This window comes from Psychrobacter sp. PSi21 (genome assembly GCF_054960615.1).
Map to the genome: position 1 here is coordinate 20961 of NZ_JBHNYR010000025.1, position 21182 is coordinate 42142.

15 protein-coding genes are annotated in these 21182 nt (G+C 50.3%); 4 read left to right on the top strand and 11 right to left on the bottom strand.

Translation table 11 applies throughout. The features are described 5' to 3' along the window. Window positions 1-40: 40 nt before the first annotated feature. Window positions 41-1231 carry an MFS transporter gene (locus ACFI32_RS13745; protein ID WP_462627178.1) on the bottom strand — a complete coding sequence of 397 codons (1191 nt, stop codon included), beginning with the start codon at window positions 1229-1231 and terminating at the stop codon, window positions 41-43. Between the two features lie 344 nt (window positions 1232-1575). Between ACFI32_RS13745 and ACFI32_RS13750 the strand changes: the two genes are divergently transcribed. Continuing rightward, the gene (locus ACFI32_RS13750) at window positions 1576-2715 is read left to right on the top strand and encodes a glycerate kinase (protein WP_462627179.1); all 1140 of its coding nucleotides are present in this window, start codon (window positions 1576-1578) and stop codon (window positions 2713-2715) included. 26 nt (window positions 2716-2741) lie between these two features. Here the strand turns inward: ACFI32_RS13750 and ACFI32_RS13755 are convergent, their stop codons facing one another. The 3 genes from ACFI32_RS13755 to ACFI32_RS13765 all read right to left on the bottom strand — a co-directional run bounded on the left by ACFI32_RS13755 (window position 2742) and on the right by ACFI32_RS13765 (window position 5189). Further along, complete coding sequence (locus tag ACFI32_RS13755; protein ID WP_462627180.1) at window positions 2742-3539, bottom strand: PhzF family phenazine biosynthesis protein; 798 nt, start codon at window positions 3537-3539, stop codon at window positions 2742-2744. Window positions 3540-3635: 96 nt separating this feature from the next. After that, complete coding sequence (arfB, locus tag ACFI32_RS13760) at window positions 3636-4049, bottom strand: alternative ribosome rescue aminoacyl-tRNA hydrolase ArfB (protein ID WP_462627181.1); 414 nt, start codon at window positions 4047-4049, stop codon at window positions 3636-3638. Between the two features lie 159 nt (window positions 4050-4208). Continuing rightward, window positions 4209-5189 carry a GlxA family transcriptional regulator gene (locus tag ACFI32_RS13765; RefSeq protein ID WP_462627182.1) on the bottom strand — a complete coding sequence of 327 codons (981 nt, stop codon included), beginning with the start codon at window positions 5187-5189 and terminating at the stop codon, window positions 4209-4211. Window positions 5190-5322: 133 nt separating this feature from the next. Here ACFI32_RS13765 and ACFI32_RS13770 point away from each other — a divergent pair, with 133 nt between their 5' ends. Together ACFI32_RS13770 and ACFI32_RS13775 are read left to right on the top strand one after the other, a co-directional pair. Continuing rightward, a complete protein-coding gene (locus ACFI32_RS13770) occupies window positions 5323-5871 on the top strand; it encodes a cysteine hydrolase family protein (RefSeq protein WP_462627183.1) in 549 nt (182 codons plus the stop codon). A gap of 180 nt (window positions 5872-6051) precedes the next feature. Beyond that, a complete protein-coding gene (locus ACFI32_RS13775) occupies window positions 6052-6324 on the top strand; it encodes a hypothetical protein (RefSeq protein WP_462627184.1) in 273 nt (90 codons plus the stop codon). Window positions 6325-6460: 136 nt separating this feature from the next. Here the strand turns inward: ACFI32_RS13775 and ACFI32_RS13780 are convergent, their stop codons facing one another. Further along, entirely contained in the window at window positions 6461-7324 is an 864-nt protein-coding gene (locus ACFI32_RS13780) for a universal stress protein (RefSeq protein WP_462627185.1), read from the bottom strand. A 549-nt stretch (window positions 7325-7873) separates the two neighbouring features. Here ACFI32_RS13780 and uvrA point away from each other — a divergent pair. Continuing rightward, complete coding sequence (gene uvrA, locus ACFI32_RS13785; protein WP_462627194.1) at window positions 7874-10405, top strand: excinuclease ABC subunit UvrA; 2532 nt, start codon at window positions 7874-7876, stop codon at window positions 10403-10405. 110 nt (window positions 10406-10515) lie between these two features. Here the strand turns inward: uvrA and ACFI32_RS13790 are convergent, their stop codons facing one another. From ACFI32_RS13790 to ACFI32_RS13815, 6 genes are all read right to left on the bottom strand, one after another. Beyond that, on the bottom strand, window positions 10516-10902 hold the full coding sequence (locus ACFI32_RS13790) for a DUF305 domain-containing protein (protein ID WP_462627186.1): 387 nt from the start codon (window positions 10900-10902) through the stop codon (window positions 10516-10518). A 319-nt stretch (window positions 10903-11221) separates the two neighbouring features. After that, window positions 11222-11827, bottom strand: a complete 606-nt coding sequence (locus tag ACFI32_RS13795) for a DUF411 domain-containing protein (RefSeq protein WP_462627187.1) — start codon at window positions 11825-11827, stop codon at window positions 11222-11224. Between the two features lie 93 nt (window positions 11828-11920). Continuing rightward, on the bottom strand, window positions 11921-13090 hold the full coding sequence (locus ACFI32_RS13800; protein WP_462627188.1) for an HlyD family efflux transporter periplasmic adaptor subunit: 1170 nt from the start codon (window positions 13088-13090) through the stop codon (window positions 11921-11923). Window positions 13091-13131: 41 nt separating this feature from the next. After that, a complete protein-coding gene (locus tag ACFI32_RS13805) occupies window positions 13132-15315 on the bottom strand; it encodes a type I secretion system permease/ATPase (protein WP_462627190.1) in 2184 nt (727 codons plus the stop codon). Between the two features lie 77 nt (window positions 15316-15392). Further along, complete coding sequence (locus ACFI32_RS13810) at window positions 15393-17024, bottom strand: TolC family protein (protein WP_462627191.1); 1632 nt, start codon at window positions 17022-17024, stop codon at window positions 15393-15395. A gap of 128 nt (window positions 17025-17152) precedes the next feature. Beyond that, window positions 17153-21182: beta strand repeat-containing protein (locus ACFI32_RS13815; protein WP_462627192.1), on the bottom strand; the 4030-nt coding region annotated here is incomplete at its 5' end.

Below are 21182 nucleotides of genomic sequence, written 5' to 3' on the forward strand. Positions count from 1 at the left end.
TCAACTTAACATATCACATACTGGCCTTGCGCTACGACGTTTATTGCGTCCGAAAGCCGCTGTTTTTGGACACCCAAACCACACACAGCCCAACCAGCGCCAAGATCACCACCGCCCACGGCAGCGACAGTGCGCCGCTGTGTTGCAACAATACCGCACCTGCCACGCCGCCACCCGCAATGGCCAAATTAAACACGGTGACAAACATCGACTGTGCCACGTCGGCATTGTCGCCTGCCGCACTCGCCAGCGCCGTTTGCATCAAGATCGGCGCGCCGCCAAAGGTCAACCCCCACAATGCGATACCCAGCAGTACAGTGATGATCTCACCCGACCAAATACCCAGCATCAAACCTGCAACGGCAAACAAACTGAGACTAATAAGGGTTAACAACCGTGACCAGTTGTCCACCAACAACCCAATACCCCAAATCCCAACGATCGCCGCCATACCAAATAATAATAAGACCGCATCCACACGCGCTGACAACCCAACAGTATCTAAAAACGGTTCAATGTAGGTATACAGCAGGTTGTGCGCGGCAATCCAAATAAACAAGGTTAGCAATACAGGACGGATACCAGACATCATAAAAATCTGCCCAATCGCCAAACGCTGCTTGGTCGATTGACCTGCAAAGTCAGGCACGCCCACACGTACCCAAACCAGTAGCAGCAGCGTCAGCGCGGACATGATCCAAAATACGCCGCGCCAGTCGAACATCGTGCCAAGCCACGTACCAAGCGGCACGCCAATCGCTAACGCAATCGGCTGCCCCACACCAGCGATCGCCAGCGCCCGCCCCTGCACATTGCTCGCCACCATACGCAGCACATAACCGGGCAGCAAACCCCAAATCACCCCTGCCGCCATCCCTGCGGCAAAGCGCGCGGCGAGGATGACACTGTATTGACTAAATAGCGCCGTGATGACGTTGAATACCAGCAGTCCTGCGACCGCCAGCATAAACAAGCGCCTGCGGTTCCAGCTGCGCGTGACAGCGATAATGGGGATTGCTGCCAGCACTGACCCCAGCGCGTATACCGTAATCAGCTGTCCTGCCAGCCCTTTAGAAACGCCCAGCGCGGTACTGATTTGCGGCAGCAGACCTGCTGGCATGGTCTCGGTCATGATGGCCAAAAACCCTGCTAAGGTAAACGCCAACAGCTGCCATATTGGCAGGCGCTCAGTGGTGCTAGCGGGTGCGGTGGTGTCGTGATAGTGACTCATAATGACATCCCTCCTAGGCCGATATTCGGCGTATTAGGTAACCCAGTAGCCTCAAAAGTTGGTCGTGATTTTATTTTTTTGTTCATTGCAGTATTCATTTTTTATAGCGGTAGAGGTCATGACAACCAGTCAATCATGATCGTTAAAGGTCGCCAGCATAGGCTTGATACCCCTAAAAATCAAGACAACACCGCTGGTAATAGATAAACTGATGTCCGCTTTTTACGGTGACATGTATTGACTGCACGACAAAATGCGGTACATTTAATCATGACTGATACCTCATACCGTCACTACTTTTACCATCATTATTATTTTTTACCATCATTATTATTGAGCCTGCCATGAATATATTAATCGCCCCTGATTCGTTTAAAGAAAGCCTAGAGGCGCAGGACGTGTGCCGCGCCATTCGCGCAGGCTTTGCTAAGAGCTTCCCTGAGGCAAACTATACCTTGCTACCGATGGCCGATGGCGGCGAAGGCACCGCAGCGGTACTCTCTTACGCACTCGGCGGCAGCTGGCAAACCGTGCAAGTGCAGGATGCTTTAATGAGACCGATTGACGCACAGTATTTACTCCTACCTGATGGTACCGCAGTCATCGAAACGGCAGAAGCCTGCGGCTTGCAGCAGCTCGCCAGCAACGAGCGCAACCCACTAAAAACCAGTAGTTACGGCGCAGGTGAGCTGATCAAAGATGCGCTGGATAAAGGCGCGCGGCGTATCATTTTGGGATTGGGCGGCAGTGCCACCAATGATACGGGTATGGGCATGCTGACCGCCCTTGGCATGCGGTTTTTGAACAGTGAGGGCGAGGTCTTGACGCAAGGTGGCGAGCAACTGGCAACATTACATCATATCGATGCCGCGCAGTTTGAGTCAGCGGTGGCGGAGACCATATTTGAAGTGGCCTGTGATGTGACCAACCCCCTATGCGGTACTTCAGGGGCGTCCGCTGTGTTTGGCCCGCAAAAAGGCGCAGATGCGGCGCAGGTCGAGACACTGGATCACAGCTTACGGCACTTTGCGAAAGTCGCTGAGCAGCAAGGCTATGGTGATTATCAGCATGTGGCAGGCGCAGGCGCCGCAGGCGGGCTTGGCTATGCACTGATGAGCTTTTGCGCAGCGGCGCTGCAATCAGGCTTTGATACCGTTGCTGATCGGCTTAATCTTGAAGCACATATTATCGAGGCGGATCTGGTCATCACTGGCGAAGGCAAGTTCGATGAACAAACCTTGATGGGCAAAGTGGCAGGTGGTATCAGTCAGTTGGCTCTAGCACATGATACGCCCGTTATTGCCATCTGTGGTAGCGTGGACAGTGCCGTAGCGGCCTTACCTGAGCCATTTGCACTTGTGATGCCCAGCATCCAAAAGATCGACTCAATCGAGACGATATTGGCACAAGGCCATGACAATATCGAAAAGACAGCGGCAAGCCTTGGTGCCGCCATCAAGCTTGGTCAACAGCTACCGACCTGATAAATAATCGAGCGCTGGCAGGCGGGTTAAATGGTAATCGTGCCTGTCAGATAGTGTACCGCATTGCCCGAAATCAGTACCCTATCATCACTCACCACACAGTCAAGCATACCGCCGCGACGCGACGCCTGATAGGCAACCAGCTCTTGTTTGTCCAAACGCGCTGCCCAAAAAGGTGCTAGCCCTGTATGGATAGAGCCTGTAACCGGGTCTTCATCACCACCATTTGCTGGCCAAAAATAACGCGAGACAAAATCATAGCTTGATGACTCGGACTGTGCGGTGACCACCACATCTCGCGGTGCCAGTTGTGCCAGCGTCTCATTATCGCGCTGCACGGACAGCACATCAGACACCTGATCATACAGTACAAAATACGCTTGATGGTTGCGATACACCGATACTGGTGCGATAGACAACCCTGCCAGCAGCGCTTTGGGAATATCATCAATCAGTGCAGGCTTGGTATTGGGGAAGTCCATTTGTATCTTGCCAGAAGCCGTTTTTATCACGGACATCGTACCGACCGCGTCAGCAAAAAACTCGATCACCTGTAAGTCAGGATATTTATTAAAGAGTACAAAGCTGGAGGCCAACGTGGCATGACCACAAAAGTCAATCTCCATAATCGGTGAAAACCAGCGAATATGGTAGACCCCTTTTTCATCGACCACCAAAAACGCCGTCTCGGACAAATTGTTTTCGGTGGCAATCGACTGCATCACGTCATCATTCAGCCAATCATCAGTGATGATCACTGCAGCTGAATTGCCCTGAAACAAACGGTCGGTAAACGTGTCGATAATATTGATTTCTAGCTGCATCTTGTTTTCCTTTATGTTGTGCGGTGCTGATGATGGTGCACTCATGGTAGCAGCAAAACGTTAACCTGAACATATTTTCACACACGGCAAATGATTCTAAAAATCCACCTTGCCGCGCAATGCTTTTGTCTTGCCGCGCTGGGTCTTTTGATCGGTACGGCGGCGGCGTGCATTGCGGCTGGGCTTGGTTGGTCGGCGAGTTTTGTTCACACGCGTTGCAGCCACGATAAAGGCTTGCAGGCGCGCATAAGCATCGAGTTTATTTTTTTCTTGGGTGCGGTGCTGTTGCGCTTTGATAATCAGTACGCCATCTTTGGTAATACGGTTGTCGTTACTGGCCAATAAGCGCGCCTTGATAGTCTCACTCAGGCTAGAGGCGGCAATGTCAAAGCGCAAATGAATGGCAGTAGCGACCTTGTTAACATTCTGCCCGCCTGCCCCTTGAGCGCGGATCGCTTGAATCTCGACCTCTTGCTCTGCTAGGTGAATGTGGTTATTGATGATGATCATAGTCAGTACCGTCTGGTGACGTATAAAAGTATCAACCTAACGTGCCGCCACCATAGACGCAATGAGGTTGTGTTGATAGATGGTAACGTCAGCAGACACACGATGATATTCATAACCGCATGGCTAAACCGTACCACGTCAGTCATACCGCTTAACCGATCATCGCCCTTTATCCATCGTAAATCTGCGCCGATAGTCGCTAGGGGTCAAACCAACGATGCGTTTAAATATCTTGCGAAAGGCACTGGCGTCACTATAACCCACCTCCCACGCAATGTGCTCAACAGGAGACGAAGAAAACTGCAACTGGTCTTTTGCGTCTCCTATGCGTAATCGTTGACAGTACTCGGTTGAGGTCATGCCCGTTGCTTTTTGAAAACGGCGCAAAAACGTCCGCTTCTCTAACTGGGCGCAATGGGCGAGCGTTGCCAAATCAATATGTTGTGCATTGGTTCGTTGTAGCCAATGCTGCACTTTTAAAATAGCCGCGTCACCATGAGTGAGAATGGGCGAGAATGCGCTGTAATAGCATTGCTCACGCCGTGATGGGTCGATCAGCAGGGCGCGAGCCGTCTCACCCATCACTTGTGAACCCAAAAACCGATCCACCATCCGCAGTCCCAAATCTGTCCACGCCATGGCGCCGCCAGCCGTCACAATATCGCCATCTTCGATAATAATACGATCTACATCGAGTGCCACGTCAGGAAAACGGCGACTAAAGCGCTCTACATATCCCCAATGCGTGGTGGCAGCGCGTTTGGCAAGCAGCCCTGTTTCAGCCAGTAAAAACGCGCCCGCACATACTGATGACAAAATAACGCCTTGTGCATGCTGTGCTTTGAGCCATTCAAGCCAAGGCATGGCGGCTTTCTGCTCAATAGGTGCCGCAAGCGTCGGCGGAATAATAATGGCAGTCAATGCGCCCACATTATTAGGGTCACTAGAAAACGTAACCGTAGGCTGCTGAGCCTCACTAATCGCCCAGTGACTGACCTGTAACGGCATTTTCTCAGCGTTTTGACGCTTGGCGGCAATTTTACTGGCGACGATAAGCAGATCTGTCAGCCCGAGAACGGCAGCCATTTGCGCCTTGTCATAGACCACTATCGCAATTTCTATCGAAGGCTTTTTACTCATATGTCGTTATTGACCTCTTATGTATCGATACAGCCACTCGTTAGTGTAGCACAGCACTTGTAAACTGTACGTCTAGACAGGCAATTGCACCAAACACTTTTATAAAACATTGGCATAAAAAAGAGGAATCATCATGAGTACCCAAGCCCTTATCGTTGTTGACATTCAAAATGAATACTTTCCCCAAGGTAAATTGCCACTCGTTGGTATGGAAGCCGCTGCTGCTCATGCTGCTTTGGTCATTGAGTCAGCACGTCAAAACGGTCATCCCGTCATCCATATTCGTCACGAGAGACCACATGCTGATGCACCTATCTTTACCCCTAATAGCGATGGCGCGGCAATCAATGAGAAGGTAAAGCCTACAGACAGTGAAACCGTCATTGTAAAGCATTATCCCAATTCATTCCGCGACACACCGCTCAAAGAGATACTCGATAACGCAGGTGTCAAAGAGGTGACCGTGCTTGGTGCGATGAGCCATATGTGTGTGGACGCCACCGTCCGCGCTGCCTTTGATTATGGCTATAGCGTTACAACCGTTACAGATGCTTGTGCCACGATGGATTTGGTATTTGATGGTACTGAGGTGCCAGCTGCACACGTTCATGCCACTATCATGGCGGCCTTTGAGTTTATGGCGATTGATGTGGTCAATACGCAAACGTGGCTTGCGAGTTAATAGCTGTTTTTAGACAAGCGGCTGATGCAATAAATACGTAAGTAAGATAATGATCAAACTGACGAGTAAGAGCGCTAATCAGGTAAAGATGATGACTATCGCCAAATCACTGACCAGTACCACACTACTACTAAGTGGTTTTAACAGCATGTACCACGTTTGCTAACCCACCCGCGTGACATGCCGATTTTTACGCAAAATGACACTGATGCAGTGGTGCTTACTACGGGTTATGCCAAGCTGATTGCTTTTGACGATGGCATCATCATAGGTAAAGAGGATATGTACCGCGCCTATCAATTTGCGCCTAACGCTCAGATCATAGGCGTGCATATGGATACGGTCAATCATGGCACACTATCTAAGGCTGAGCTGCGCCGTTTTATTGAAGAGAGGCATCTGGATAAGCAGCGTGCGCTGGTGCCAGACGATGGTCAGCGTCATCAGGTTTAGGTTGTCATGGGCTTTTGAGGGCGTCTGTCCGAACCAACCTAAATATCATCGTCACAATCACCCTTACAAGCATTGACAGCACCAGACCCAAAGGTATGGCGTTGGTGCTGTCCCCATGTCAACACTATTGATGCCATTAGCGAACCAAGATCACAGGCGATAGCGTACTGGCAAGAATTTCTGTTGTGGTACTGCCCAAAAACCACTGTTTGATTTTTGACTGCCCATAAGCGCCGACCACAATGATATCAACATTATTTTTGGCTTGAAAGTCGAGCAAGCCATCGACAGCCGTCGCCTCTGGCACGTTATGTGCTTCAATACGAAAGCCTGCTGCGCGCATTCTATCTGCAGCATCGGATAGGCTGGCGTTGGCTGAGCCGCCATTGTTACCCACCATGACGATATGACCTTGAAGATCTTTTAGCAGCGGGCTTTTTGCGATGATATCCGTGGCCTTGATGGCCATTTCGCTGGCATCAAAAGCGATCATGTAGGAGGTTGGCTCTACAAAGGCTTCTGAACAAATCATCACGGGCACATCGACGCCGCGCGCTACCGTCTCAATCTGGCTGCCGATATTCAGGCGGCTGTTTTTATGGTCTTCCCCGCGGCGACCCATAACAATGGCACGGTTACAATCGCTAAAATGCTCAATAGAGGGTAGCAGCTTGCCATGACGCTGGTAGGTACAAATCTCAGTGTCTTTAAACCTGGTTTGCAAATGGCTTTTGGCATCTTTGGTGAGCGCATTGCTATAACTATTGATAACCTTCGCGCGCTGCTCATCAAGATCGGTCAGCTCTTGTAATAAGAACTTGCGACTGTCAATGCCAATAGCCCCTGATAAGTCACGTCTGCTGGATGCTGGCAGATCACTGACGTGTAGCAAAGCCACATGCAATCCGAGCCTGCCTGCATACCATGCGGCGTAATCACAGACTGATTCGGTCACGGCAGAGCCGTCAATACAGGCCAATACATGCTGTTCTTTTGTCATCAGTTGTTCCTATTATTTATCGATATATTTTGAATGTATGATCACCAGTTTGCGCGGCCTCAATACCCTTTTTGGCACTGATCAATGCTTGGCTGATCATATTTGCCTTACTTATCCACTATCACTGTATCAATGGTGGCCGCTGCTGTCACGCGTAAATCACTGCCAAAGTTTGTGGTTTTGGTATCTATTCTTGTAGAAATCTTAATTTTCTTTTTTTCAAACGCTCTGATGATACTTTTAGATAACAAAAAACACTTGTTTATTAAAGTTATGGGTGTGTTCTTTGCATCAAGTACTGATTTTGGTAGATGGTCACTATTTTTTATAATTCTATCTGCTTAGGCTATTTAATTGCTTATGATATAGAAAAACTGCTGTGTTATTTGTTCTACCCCTTTATGTGCCTCAAGCGTAAGCTGATCTGATGGCTGAGCGGGTGCATGTTAAGATAAGCCGCTGCTGACCCACAATAATGAATAAGAAAATAATAAATAGGATCACCTACCCATGCCGCCTAAAGACCCAATGACTGCAAAACACACCAACATGACCAATGCTCAACACAACCATAGCCGCCCCGAAACAGGCATTCAGGTACGCGGGGCGCGGGTACACAATCTCAAGAATGTCGATGTGGATTTGCCGCGCGATGCGCTGGTGGTATTTACTGGGATATCAGGATCAGGCAAATCTTCTTTGGCTTTTGGCACGCTGTTTGCCGAGTCACAGCATCGCTATTTGGACTCTGTTTCACCCTATGCGCGGCGCTTGATCGATCAAGTCGATGAGCCCGACGTGGACAGTATTGAAGGGTTGCCACCCGCCGTTGCCTTACAACAGCAGCGCGGTACGCCCTCGGTGCGCTCGTCAGTCGGCAGTATCACCACCATTTCAAACGCGCTACGCATGCTTTATTCACGCGCTGGCGACTATCCTGCTGGCCAAGATATTTTGTATGCCGATGCCTTTTCACCAAACACACCTGAGGGCGCGTGCCCGTCCTGTCACGGTATTGGCCGCGTGTTTGAAGTTACTGAAGAGCTGCTGGTGCCTGATGATAGCAAGACCATTCGCGAACGTGCCATCGAGGCATGGCCACCAGCATGGCAAGGCAAAAACCTAAGCCGTATTTTATTGTCACTGGGCTATGATATTGATGTGCCGTGGCGTGAGCTTCCTAAAGAAACCCGCGACTGGATATTGTTTACCGATGAGACACCCACGGTCCCTGTCTATCGCGACTATGATCTGGCGCAAACCCGAAAAGCGCTTGAGAATGATGAAAAGCCCAGCTATATGGGCACATTCTCTAGTGCCAGACGTTTTGTGCTTAAATCGTTCGCCAGTACCCAAAGCGCCAGTACCAAAAAACGAGTGGCGCAATTTATGCAGATATCGCAGTGTCCAACGTGTCACGGTAAAAAGCTCAAGCAGGCGTCACTGTCGGTCACCATAGCGGGGCTTGATATCGGCGAGATGTCAAAGCTGACCTTAGCAAAGCTGGCAATCATATTGCGCCGTGTCCAGACAGACAATCAATACGATGACGCCATAAATAGTCATATTGCCAATCCTGAGAAAGCCATCGTCAAGCAGCGTATCACCAGTGATATTCTCAGCCGTATTGAGGCGCTGACCATGCTTGGCTTGGGCTATTTGTCTTTGGCGCGCACCACCCCAAGCATGTCACCAGGGGAGCTACAGCGTTTGCGCTTGGCAACCCAAATTCGCTCCAAGCTGTTTGGCGTGGTTTATATTTTGGACGAGCCTTCCGCAGGCTTGCACCCAGCCGACACGCAAGCGCTGCTCAAAGCGCTTGATGCCCTGATTGCGGCGGGCAATTCGGTATTTGTCGTTGAGCATGACGTCAGCGTGATTCGTCATGCCGATTGGATCGTCGATGTGGGCCCTGATGCCGGCGTCCATGGTGGACAAATCGTTTATAGTGGGCCGTTTGAAGGGTTAAAAGAGGCTGAGCAGTCGCGTACTCGTCAGTTTTTATTTCCCCACCTGACCAACACGCCACGTGCGGTGCGGACACCTAGCGCATGGCTTGAGTTGGCGGACGTTGAACGCAACAACCTGCAAAAGCTGGATGTGCGATTTCCGCTTGGCGTGATGACCACGGTGACAGGGGTGTCGGGTTCAGGTAAATCAAGCTTGGTCAGTCAAGCACTGGTGGACTTGGTACAAGCGGCCTTGGGACAAAAAGTCACAACCGAGGTGGCAACTGACGAAGCAGCGCTGCTTGAACAAGAGCAAGACGTGCCAACAGGTGGCCGCATCACAGCAGGACTGACACACATCAAACGACTGGTCACTGTCGATCAAAAAGCCATCGGTCGTACGCCGCGTTCCAATCTGGCGACCTATACGGGTCTGTTTGACCATGTGCGCAAGCTGTTTGCCACCACCGATGCGGCACGCGCTCGTGGCTATAATGCTGGACGGTTTTCATTCAATGTGGCTAAAGGACGCTGTCCCAACTGTGAAGGGGTGGGTTTTGTCAGTGTGGAGTTGCTGTTTATGCCCAGTGTTTACGCGCCCTGCCCTGTTTGTCATGGTCAGCGCTACAATCCAGAAACGCTTAAGGTCACCTATCAAGATAAAAACATCGCCCAAGTGCTGGATCTGACCGTCGAAGCGGCGCATGAGTTTTTTAAGGACGTGCCAGCCATCATGCGGGCGCTGGATGCGCTGCTACAAGTCGGGCTTGGCTATCTGCGTTTGGGGCAACCTGCCACAGAGCTGTCAGGCGGTGAAGCACAGCGTATCAAACTCGCCACTGAGCTACAGCGTACCCAGCGCGGCGATACCCTCTATATCCTTGATGAACCCACCACAGGCTTGCACCCCGCAGATGTGGCGCGCCTGATGGCTCAGTTAAATAACTTGGTAGACAATGGCAACACGGTCATCATGGTCGAGCATGACATGCAAGTGGCAAAAAACAGCGACTGGGTGATTGATATCGGGCCTGAAGCGGGCGACAAAGGCGGCGCTATCGTCGCCCAAGGTACGCCAAACGAGGTGGCGGATTCAAAGATCAGTAAAACGGCGCCCTTTTTATTGTCTTAACGGTAGAGGGTATAGAGAGCGGCTATCAACAGTAGGCAAAGCTGAGATGCTGAACACGTATGGAAAACATCATCACCTGTTTGCCGACTGTTGCGATTTATATTTTAGATTTATTTGTCTAGCTCATCGATCAGTTGCTGCATCTCACCGATTTCACGTTTTTGCGCAGTAATGATGTCATCGGCCAGCTTACGGACGCGCGGATCTTCGATATCGGCGCGTGAACTGGTCAAAATGGCAATAGAGTGATGCGGAATCATCGCCTGCATCCAGTCAATCTGATCGACGGTCGCTTGTGATCTCACGCCCCAAATGCCAACGGCGAAAAGCACCACGCTGATACCGTAAACCGCCAGATTGAGCTTGGTTTGTTTATACATATTGCCCATAAAGGCCAGCATGATCACCGCCATGCCCGCGCCCATATACAGCGCCATATAGGCACGCGTCTCGCTAAAATAAATATGATCCCACCGATAGGTATTGAAATACATCATGATATACATGACGATGGTGGAGGTGACAATCATCAAGGTAAATTTGAGATAAGGATTTATGCTGTGTGATTAGCGGTTTTGCATAGCGCGCTCCTAGGTCTGCCTACTGTGCTGTTTAGATGGTCTGTCGATATAGACTCATGTTAATACAAACCATCAAGCAGGTTAGGCCATCGCCCTACAATGTATACTCAAGCACTACGCTGCCATAATATTTCTATTGTCATGGCGACAAAGATTATCGCTTTATAGGTTGCCCCCCTTTTACCGCTATTTACCCTTGCTTTATTAGGGACATGCCATAGTGATCGTAAGCGCCCTACATCTGCTGGCTTGGGTCATCAACGCGCGCATAGACTTGAGTACTGCCATCATTATTGATTTGTAGCACATCATAGGCGTCAAACTTATTTTGGTATTCCATACCGGGGCTACCCATTGGCATACCAGCAACAGCTAAACCTTTGGCATCGACAGGTGGATTGGCCAAAAACTGCGCCACATATTTGGCAGGAATATGCCCTTCAAACACGTAGCCCTCACTGGTGACAGCCGTATGGCATGAGCGTGCCGATGGCGGGATGCCGTACTCATCTTTGGCCGCGCTTAGATCAATAGGATGCGCTATCTTGGTATGCATTCCGTGGTCACCTGCATAGTCCACCCATTGTTCACAGCAGCCGCAGTTGGCGTCTTTATAGACGACGGCGCTCAAACCCGCCAAATCTTGAGGCGTTTGGCTGTCTGCTGGCGCTTGGGTGCTGACCGCCGTGGTATCGGTAGTTTCTGAAGATTCGGTCATACTGATGGTATCGGTATTGCGCTCTGCACTAGCGTCAGTCTCTGGGGGTTCAGCTTGATTGCAGGCACTTAAAAATATAGCGGCAGGTAAAAGCATGGCAAGAGCGGTCATACGTGGCTGCATTCTGAACTCCTTGGATTATGCAATATTAGTAAAAATACATATAAAACAAAAGGTTATCTTATCAAAAAATATCCTTTTTTGTAAGTAATGTGTTTAGCGCTCGCCCAGACCTTCTGATAAGGTCTTGGTAATCGGTTTGGTTAAGTAAGAGAGCACCGTCCGCTCCAGTGCCTTGATATCGACAGAGGCAGTCATACCAGGACGAATAACAATCTCGTCACCGCGCCCTGCGAACTCTGCGCCTGTAATCACGATCAGCACTCGATAGTAGGCGCTTTCGCCTTCAGGGGTTTGCTCAATCAAGGTATCAGGACTGATGTATTCAACCGTACCCGTCATCGCGCCAAAGATAGAATAGTCATACGCGTCAATCTTGACCGTTGCGTCCTGCCCTTCTTTGACATAAGCAATATCAGCGGGACTGACCTCGGCCTCGACCACCAAGTCACTGCTGGTCGGCAATATCTGCATAATGACCTCACCGGGTTTGACCACACCGCCAATGGTGGTGACGTTGATGTTATTTACCTTGCCTTCAGTCGGTGCCATGAGTCGCTTTTCTTCGAGCACTTGGGCATGGTCGCGCAGCTCTTCTAACTGGGTGTCTAGCTCCTCTTGCGCTTTGGTCATCTCCGCCTGTGCCTCTTCAAAATACTTGTTGCGCTTGTTGTTAATCTGCGCTTCGATGTCCGCTACCTGACGACGCAGCTTAATCACATCCGCTTGGCTGACATCACCATAAGCCAGTAGCGGCTCATTCATACTCAGCTCATCTTCTGCTAACACCAGCATATTTTCCAGTGAGGAGACATCCTCATTAATCGCTTGGCGGCGGCGGTTGTACAACGCGGTTTGGTTCTGTACGTATTCGGGATAGCCTTTGACCGATGCCGAAAAACTCAGTGGAGTTTGAAAAATTTCGGCTTCTAGTCGAGCAAGTTTGGCTTGTAGGGCGGCGATTTTGCTGGCGCTGTTATCAAGGGCCGCTTTGGCACGCTCTTCTTCAAGGACGACAAGCAGCTGACCGCGTTTGACCTCCTCGCCCTCTCTAACCGCAATCTCAGTGAGTACGCCGCCTTCTGACGCTTGGATTTCTTGGGTACGCGCGCTGGCAATCACGGTGGCTGTGGCGCGGGTGACTTGGTCAATCTTAGCAAACGACGCCCACACCAGTAGCAGCACAATGCCGACCAAAGCTGTCCAAATACTCCATCTGGCACGGCTGATTTTTGGATTGATGGGGCTATAGCTGTGCTCGGACATGCTTTGACTACCTTGTTGACGATATGGCGCGTAATTTGTATTTAGACGTTAGCGACTTTGTTGGCTTGGTTTTTTTGGCGTTCATTTTGGGTCAGTGCTTTGAGCACGTCGGCTTTGGCACCGTCCATCACGATACGCTGGTTGTCCATGATGATGATCCTATCGACCAAATTCAGCAGTGCTGTTTTATGCGTGGCGATAATCAGCGTTTGCTGATCTTTGAGCTCCTCTGCCAATACTTGCAGACAGCGCTGCTCTTGCCGATTGTCCATTGAGGCAGTCGGCTCATCGAGCAAAAACACATTAGGCTTGGTCAATAGCAAACGGGTAAAGGCGACCAGCTGCTTTTGCCCCCCTGACAGTCCGCGACCACCTTCACTAATGGGCAGCTCAAGGCCACTTGAGTGACTCGATACCAGTTGCATCAGACCCGTTTTGGTCAATACATCACGCAGCACGTCATCACTGGGCGCAGGCATACCAATCAATAAGTTCTCGCGCAGTGTGCCTTGAAACAGGCGGTGGTCCTGTTGCAAGTAGCCGATACGTTCTGCCAATGTCTCACGGCTGACTTGCTGAATGTCGAGACCATCGAGCAATACTTGTCCCTTGGTCGGAGCATACAATCCAGCCAGCATTTTGAGCAGTGTTGATTTGCCTGAACCAATCGCACCCAAGATCGCAATACGCTCGCCTGCCTGAATAGACAATGTCGGTATGCTGACTGCCGGACGATCATTGTCCTGATAATTAAAGCTGACATTACGGCACTCATAAGCGCCAATGATACGGCTTGGTGATAAGGGATAGCTGACACCATCATTATCCTGTGGCAACTCAAACAGCGACTCGATGTTTTTTTGTGCCGCACGCGCATGTGAGTGCTGCACCAGCAAATTAGGAATGCCCATCACAGGCGCTAAGATACGGCCACCCAAAATCGAACAGGCAATCAAGCCGCCCATGGTCATGTCGCCCTGCATCACCACAAAGGAGCCGACAATCACAATGCCCACATAGCTGACCTGCTGCAGCATCTGGGTAAAATAGGTCAAATTGTCATTGGCATGGCGCATGTCCAAATCATTCTTTAAGGTGACACGCATCACATCCAGCCAGCGTGAGAGAAACTTCCAGCTGCCCGCGCCTGCTTTGATGGTCTCCACCCCTTCGACCGTCTCGACCAATAGCCCCGTCTTATAATACGACGCACTGGCACCTTCTTCAGCCAACGCATCAATACGCTTACGCGCCAGCAGCCCCATAATTAATGCGATCACCGCCGCAATCACAGGGACAAGCGCAACAAGTGGCGAGCCAATCACCGCGATCAATACCACAAAGATAATCGTCATCGGCAAGTCAACCATCCCAAAAAGGGTACTGGCGGTAAAAAAGCTGCGCACTTGCTCGTAGCCGCGCAGCTGCGCCGCCATGGAGCCAACCGAAGCGGGCATCTGATCCATACGCACCTTGAGCAGACGTTGAAACACCTCACGAGATAGGTATTGATCCAGACCCACCACCACCTTGTCCATAATCTTGGCGCGAGAAAACTTCATAAAGGCTTCAAATATGATGACTAAAAGCACACCACTGGCCAAAATAATCAGCGTGTATTCACTACGCGTTGGAATCACGCGGTCATACACCTGCATGGAAAATAGCGACACGGCCAATGCCAATAAGTTAATCAAAAAAGTGGCAATGACCGCTTCAACCAAGATGCCTTTATAAGACTTTAAATCGGTTTTTAACAGCTCTGAAAACGAACGGCGTGACTGCGCGTTTGGGGTATGCTGCAAGCGAATACGCAGCAGCAACGTGCAGCTGTCTGCTGTGATATGGTGCTGCGCTTCTACTTGACGAAAGTGCCATCGCTTTTGCGGAGTCAAGCTGTCTATCACGCCCCAACCTTTATCCTTATGATAAGCCAGTAATGGTAGCACGGCGGCATCAGGCGCTTTGAGCACCTCAGGTATGTCAGAAACCCCAATCTCTTGTAATATGTCAAACACCTGCTCTGGGCTAAGCGCCCCGCTCTCAGTGGCGTTTTGATGTTTACCGATGACATCTTGCAGACGTATATTATCAATCGGATAGCCCTGTTCACTCAGTAGGTGACGCAGCGCCTCAACCAATTGCGTCTGCTGAGATGGGCCAGTAGGCGTCATTGTGTCAAGACCAGCAGGCACTACTGGGCTGTCCTCTGTCGGTGTGCTCATAACCATCGCTTATTCATCATCAAAAATTCTAAAACCTTGTTAGGCAACTATTGTTATCAACCAAATTCACCTGTTATTTAAGGCGTATGGGCAGCGCCATTCTCAGTGTTTGGCTCGATCATTGCTTTATCATCAGCCGTATCAATCGCGACGTCTAAATCGGTCGAGTGCGGCACTGTATCGTCTGGATAGGTTATCAAATTAAAATATCTGTGCTGATATCCGCTGCCATTATCATTGCCATGATTACGACCATAACCGAAAGATAAAGCGTCGGCATTACTAGGCGTCTCATTAGCCGCCGCTGTAGTGGCTGGTCGAGTAAGCCGTTCAGCCTTGGTTTTCAGCCATGATGTCATACTGCTGGCAGGATCAAAGGTGTTGGCTGGGGTACGACTGCGCGCGTAGCGTTGCCACGGCATCAGTCCCAAATCCACTTGCAAGCGGTAAAACGCACCGAGCAACTCGGCACGCGTTTGTACCAGTTGGACTTGGTAGTCATTGTGCTCACGTACGGCGTTTAAGACTTCAAGCCATGATTTACGCCCCGCGATAAACTGCCGCCGATAGGAGCTGACCACCATCTGCGCGCCTGCCACCGCTGCTACCAACGACACCTCACGGTCTTTGGCACTGACGAATTGTTGATAACGTACTTGAATGTCTTCGATTACCTCGCGACGCGCCGCTTCTTGACTTTGTATCAAGCTACTGACCTGTGCTTCTGATGCGCGAGACAGGGCAAAATTAGACAATCCCGCGCCGGGCGCATAGTTCAACCCAAGTGAAAACTTGCCGTCGTTATCTCGATCATTGTCTTTGTCGTCATGATAATAGGCATGCTCGTATTGGGCATATAAGGTGGGATAACGCGCGGCACGCTGCGCGATGACTTGCTGTTTTGCCGATTCGATCTCAAACTGCGCTTTGACCACTGATGGGTTGTCGATGCCATTTTGTCCAAAAACCTGCTGCTCAAGGCTGGCCGCCTGCTGCTTGGCATACGTACTGAGCGCCTGAATACTGGGCATGGCGCTACTGCCTGTCGTCGGCATAGCCTGTCCTGTCAGCTGCGACAAACGCGCCGCCGCAATCCGCTGCTGCTCAAGCGCGCCTTGATAAGCGGTCTGTTCTTGCAAAATACGGTTGGTCACCAGATCCAGCTCGATACGGGCAGACACGCCTTGCCCCACGCGGCGCTGCATCATGGCTTCAAAGTCGGCCAGTACGCTTAAGTTATCTAAATGGATGCGCTGCTGGGCAATGGCTTGAATGTAGGTTTGCCACGCGTCAATGGTGGTTTTGGCGACGGTATTTTGCTGCTCGTAGATATTTTCTACGGCGGCTTTGTCATCATAGATGGCTTGGTTGACATTGGCGCTCAAGCGCCCACCTGTCCACAGTGGCTGACGAATATTGACCTGTGACACAAAATCATCGTCGCGGTCATAGCCTGAGCTGATACTCGGTTCTGGAAATAAGTTCAATTTTGCGGCGGTAATACCTTCAGTTGTTGCTTGCTGGCTCGCTATGGCGGCTTGAATGCGAGGGTGACTACTAATGGCATGATTAATCAGCTGGTTGACTTGTAAATTTTCTGAGGCTGCCTCAGAGGGTATACTGAATGAAAAAGCTAGGATAAACGGCAATGTAATACGACACAATGCTAGGTAATTATTAACCAACGGTTTATAAAACGGTATTTTCATATTTCGTATGCAGATATCCGCTATTGTTTGACTGGCAAATGTTTGGCATACATTACCCTTTATTAGACAAAAAAACAAATAAAAAATGCCTCTAAGATGAACAAAAAGGCATTTTTTTGCTGGTCATTTTAAATAATATTATCAATATTGGTATCGATATACACTTGTGTGTTTAAGTCATTGTTGAAGACATAAACATTGTAGTCTATGCCGTCAACAGTACTGGTTTCGGTCATAGCCCATGCTTCGGCACCTGCGCCCTCAGTCAAGTCAGCACCCACGTTACCCAAGTCAACAGTGTCATCAGCATCGCCACGCACATAAATATCACCTGTGACATTGGCATTAATCACATCATCTGAGGTGATAAACAAGGTGTTGGCCCCACTACCGCTGATGTCAATAACCTCGGTCTCAATGATGTCCGATAGGCTAATGCTGGTATCAGCGCCCGTTAAGATGAGCGTGTCGATACCGTCACCGCCGCTGATTTGTCCATCGATAATGGCGTCAACATTGATGGTGTTGTCGCCAAGACCAAGGTCAATAGACGCATCCACGGTGATGCCAAGCGCGTCAGTAGGCTGCTTCACATCGGTGTCTTGCGCACTGATCGGATCGTTGTTTACATCCAGCAGCGGTGTGCCGTCCGTATCTAGCGCGGTTGCCGTTGTGGTGACGACGCCGTTTAAGGCAGAACCATCGACCGTAAAGCTATAGCTGCCACCAAACTGCACGACCGTCTCGCCACTGATGGTCACGCCATTGTCATCAACCAGACTGATGGCAATCGCTGTGCCCACATCGATACCCACGGCACGACCGATCACATTGACCGTATCGGTGTCATTACGCACGATAGCATCAGTGGTAATGGTTGGCGTGTCAGTACCTAAAGTGATCACCAGCTCGGTCTCTGACTGACTGACGCCATCATCGATGGTGTAGTTAAAGACATCGGTTTGACCAAGTGAGTCATAATCGCCATTAGCGGTATAGGTGTAATCACCATTAGCAAGGATAACCAGCGTGCCGTATTGTCCTGCAATGGTAAATTGCGTCACCCCACCAACATCACCAGTCGTTGCTAAAGATTCGCTACCATCTGGATTGGTTACTGTGACTTCCGTAATGAGCGTACCGTCTGGTGCAACATCTTCGCCCGCTTCATCTGTAGCCGTGGCATCAGGGTCAATGACATTGCCTGTGATTTGGGTATTATCAGCATATTGGAACGCCGTCAGGGTCGCCGTAACATCGGTGGACTGTAGTAGCGTTAGGGTATTGGATAGTAACGTTTCGCTAATACTATCAAGTACATCATCAACCGCACCAAGTAGTCTCAGTGTGGTGCTACCTTCAACAAGAGAGATGACTTGATCAAGTGGAATAACACCTGCCGTACTCAAAACAGGTGATAATAGTGCGACGACTGCATTGCCAACGACTGGACCAAGAGCATCTGTTATAGCATCAAAAACAATATCCTGATTATCGGCACCCAGCACCACACCCGCATCACCCAGCTCTTCTAGTGTGAGATCATTGACCAAAGTCTCTAGTGCGCTACGGTCATTACGTACCACGATGCTATAGTCATCAGGCGCAAGCTCCGAGACAGTCGCCACCAGCGTGCCGTTACCGGTCAGTCCTAACAAATCAACACCCAGCGCATCACCAATCAATGGATTGTCTCCTGTCGTACCGACATAGACCAATTCGCCGTTGCTGTTATACACCTCGACATTGACCGCATCGGCAACAGCCAATAGCGCGGTTTGCTCGACAGTAATGACCACATCACCACTGGTACCTTCAGGCACACTAAAGGTGGTGTTGCTCACTGGGTTGTTATTACCTTCAGCCAACCCAAGTAGTTGCGTATTTTCAGCATTGACGACCACTTGATCGTCAATAACGGTAACCAGCGCCCCCAAGTCAAGCTGATCGGTATCAAGATTGGCAAGAATGCCTGTGCCGATAATCGGTGCCGTAGTCGCTGTGTTGTTGTAGCTGTCAGTGGCAGTGACAGTAAGTGCTTGGCCCACTGCCAAACTTGGGGCAAAGGTAATGGTAAAGTTACCACTGGCATCAGCGAGACCACTGGCAACGATCGTGCCGTCTACCAACACATCAACGGTGGCATTGGCTTCGGTTGCCCCGCTAACGGTGGTGCTGTCAGCTGCACCATCTGCATCAAGATCCGCATTGTTGATGATATCATCGACAGCAACATTGATAACGGTATCACCAATCACAGGCGTGACCGCTGACGTATTGCCAAGTCCGTCAGTCGCGGTCAGATCTGCGGTAACACCATCTGCCAGCGCAGGGGTTAGTGTCAACGTAAATTGACCATTTGCATCTGCAGTGGCGGTGGCTTCAAACACATCATCACCATCCACATCGATATTGACGATAATGCCTGCTTGAGCCATACCTGTAATGGTGGTGCTGAGCAAGGTACCATCTTGTGCATAGTTGTTATCGATATCATCCACCTGCGGCGCGGCAGGCTCGCCCGACAAGGTGACGGTCAATGATGCACTGTCGGTACTGACGCCATCAGACACCGTATAGTTAAAGGTATCCGTCGCGCCGGGCATGGCGGTGGCGCCATTGGCGGTATAGGTATAATCGCCATTGGCGTCGATAACCAATACCCCATAGAGACCTTCAATGGTAAAGGTCTGCACGCCATTCACATCCGCTGGTGTAGCATAGGTACCGTCCGCATTGATCACGGTGGTCAGCTCAGTATCCAAGGTCACAACATCTTCACCCGCTTCCTCTTCTACGGCAGGATCGGGGTCGATGACATTGCCTGTTACCTCTGTATTTGCTGCATAACCTATTTCGGTGACAGTAGCGCTGACAGTAGTGGTCTCAAGCAAGGTTAAGGTATTAGACAACAGCTCGGTGGCAACCACATCGAGCACCACATCAAGCTGATCGCCCAAACCACCTAGCGATAGAACATCACTAACCAAACCGGTCAGCTCACCTGCGCCAATATCTGTCGTGCCATCAAGTACAGGCTCTAGCAAGGTACGTACAAGCGTACCAAGCTGTAATAATCCTGAGTCGGCATTGAGAGCAGTTTCAACCGCATCGAGCACGGCTGCTTGATTGCCCGCGCCTAAGACAACCCCTGCCTCACCAAGCTCGGTCAGTGTTAAGTCATTGACCAGATCTGCAAGCGCACTGTCGTCGTTACGTACCACGATATTATAAATATCAGGCTCAAGCCCCATCACACTGGCGGTCAACGTATCACTACCCGTTAGGCCTAAAAGCTCAATATTCAGTGCATTGCCCACTAAGGGGTCATTACCCGTTGTACCAACATAAACCAAATCGCCACTACTGTTATACACTTCGACATTAACAGCATCCGCGACTGTCACCAGCGCAGTTTGTGACACGACAATATCAACTGAACCGGTGGTACCATCATTAACAGTAAAGGACAGCTGATTTTGTGCATCACCAGTGCCTTCCGCCACGCCAATAATATCTAAGTCAGAATCAGTAATGGTCGGATACGTTGTCGTCTGTAACGCACCCAGATCCAAATAAGCCAAATCGTCATTGGCAACAATGGCGGTATCAATCGTGACATTCACTACAGGTGAGTCATTACTATTACCTACCTCATCAGCGATACGGTAGCTCAAGCTATAATCACCATCAGCCAGTGGCACATTTGGGGTCAAGCTCACGCTGCCATCAGGATTAGTCACGATATCAGCAGCGACAGGGCTACCATCGACGAGTAATGTCAATGTCGCATCCGCTTCAATATCGTCTGCCGCAACAGTGAGTGTTGGTGTCGCATCATTAATGGTGTCACCTTCTGCTACCGGATCTGCAGGGTCTAATAGATCACCGTCATTAGCCACATTATCGGTCACTTGCGGTGTGACAACCGCTGGCGGCGTGGTATCTAACGTCGCGGCTGCATCATCCGCGGCTGTATTGCCTGCCGCATCCGTTGCCGTCGCAGTTAAGGTCACATCACCGTCTTCTAAACGGCTAGCATCAACAGTCGTCGTCCAAGTTTGATCTGGGCCAACGGTGGTCGTACCAAGCGTCGTGCCATTGCCATTAAGTTCAATGGTATCACCTGTATCACCACTGCCCGTCACCGTTACCGCA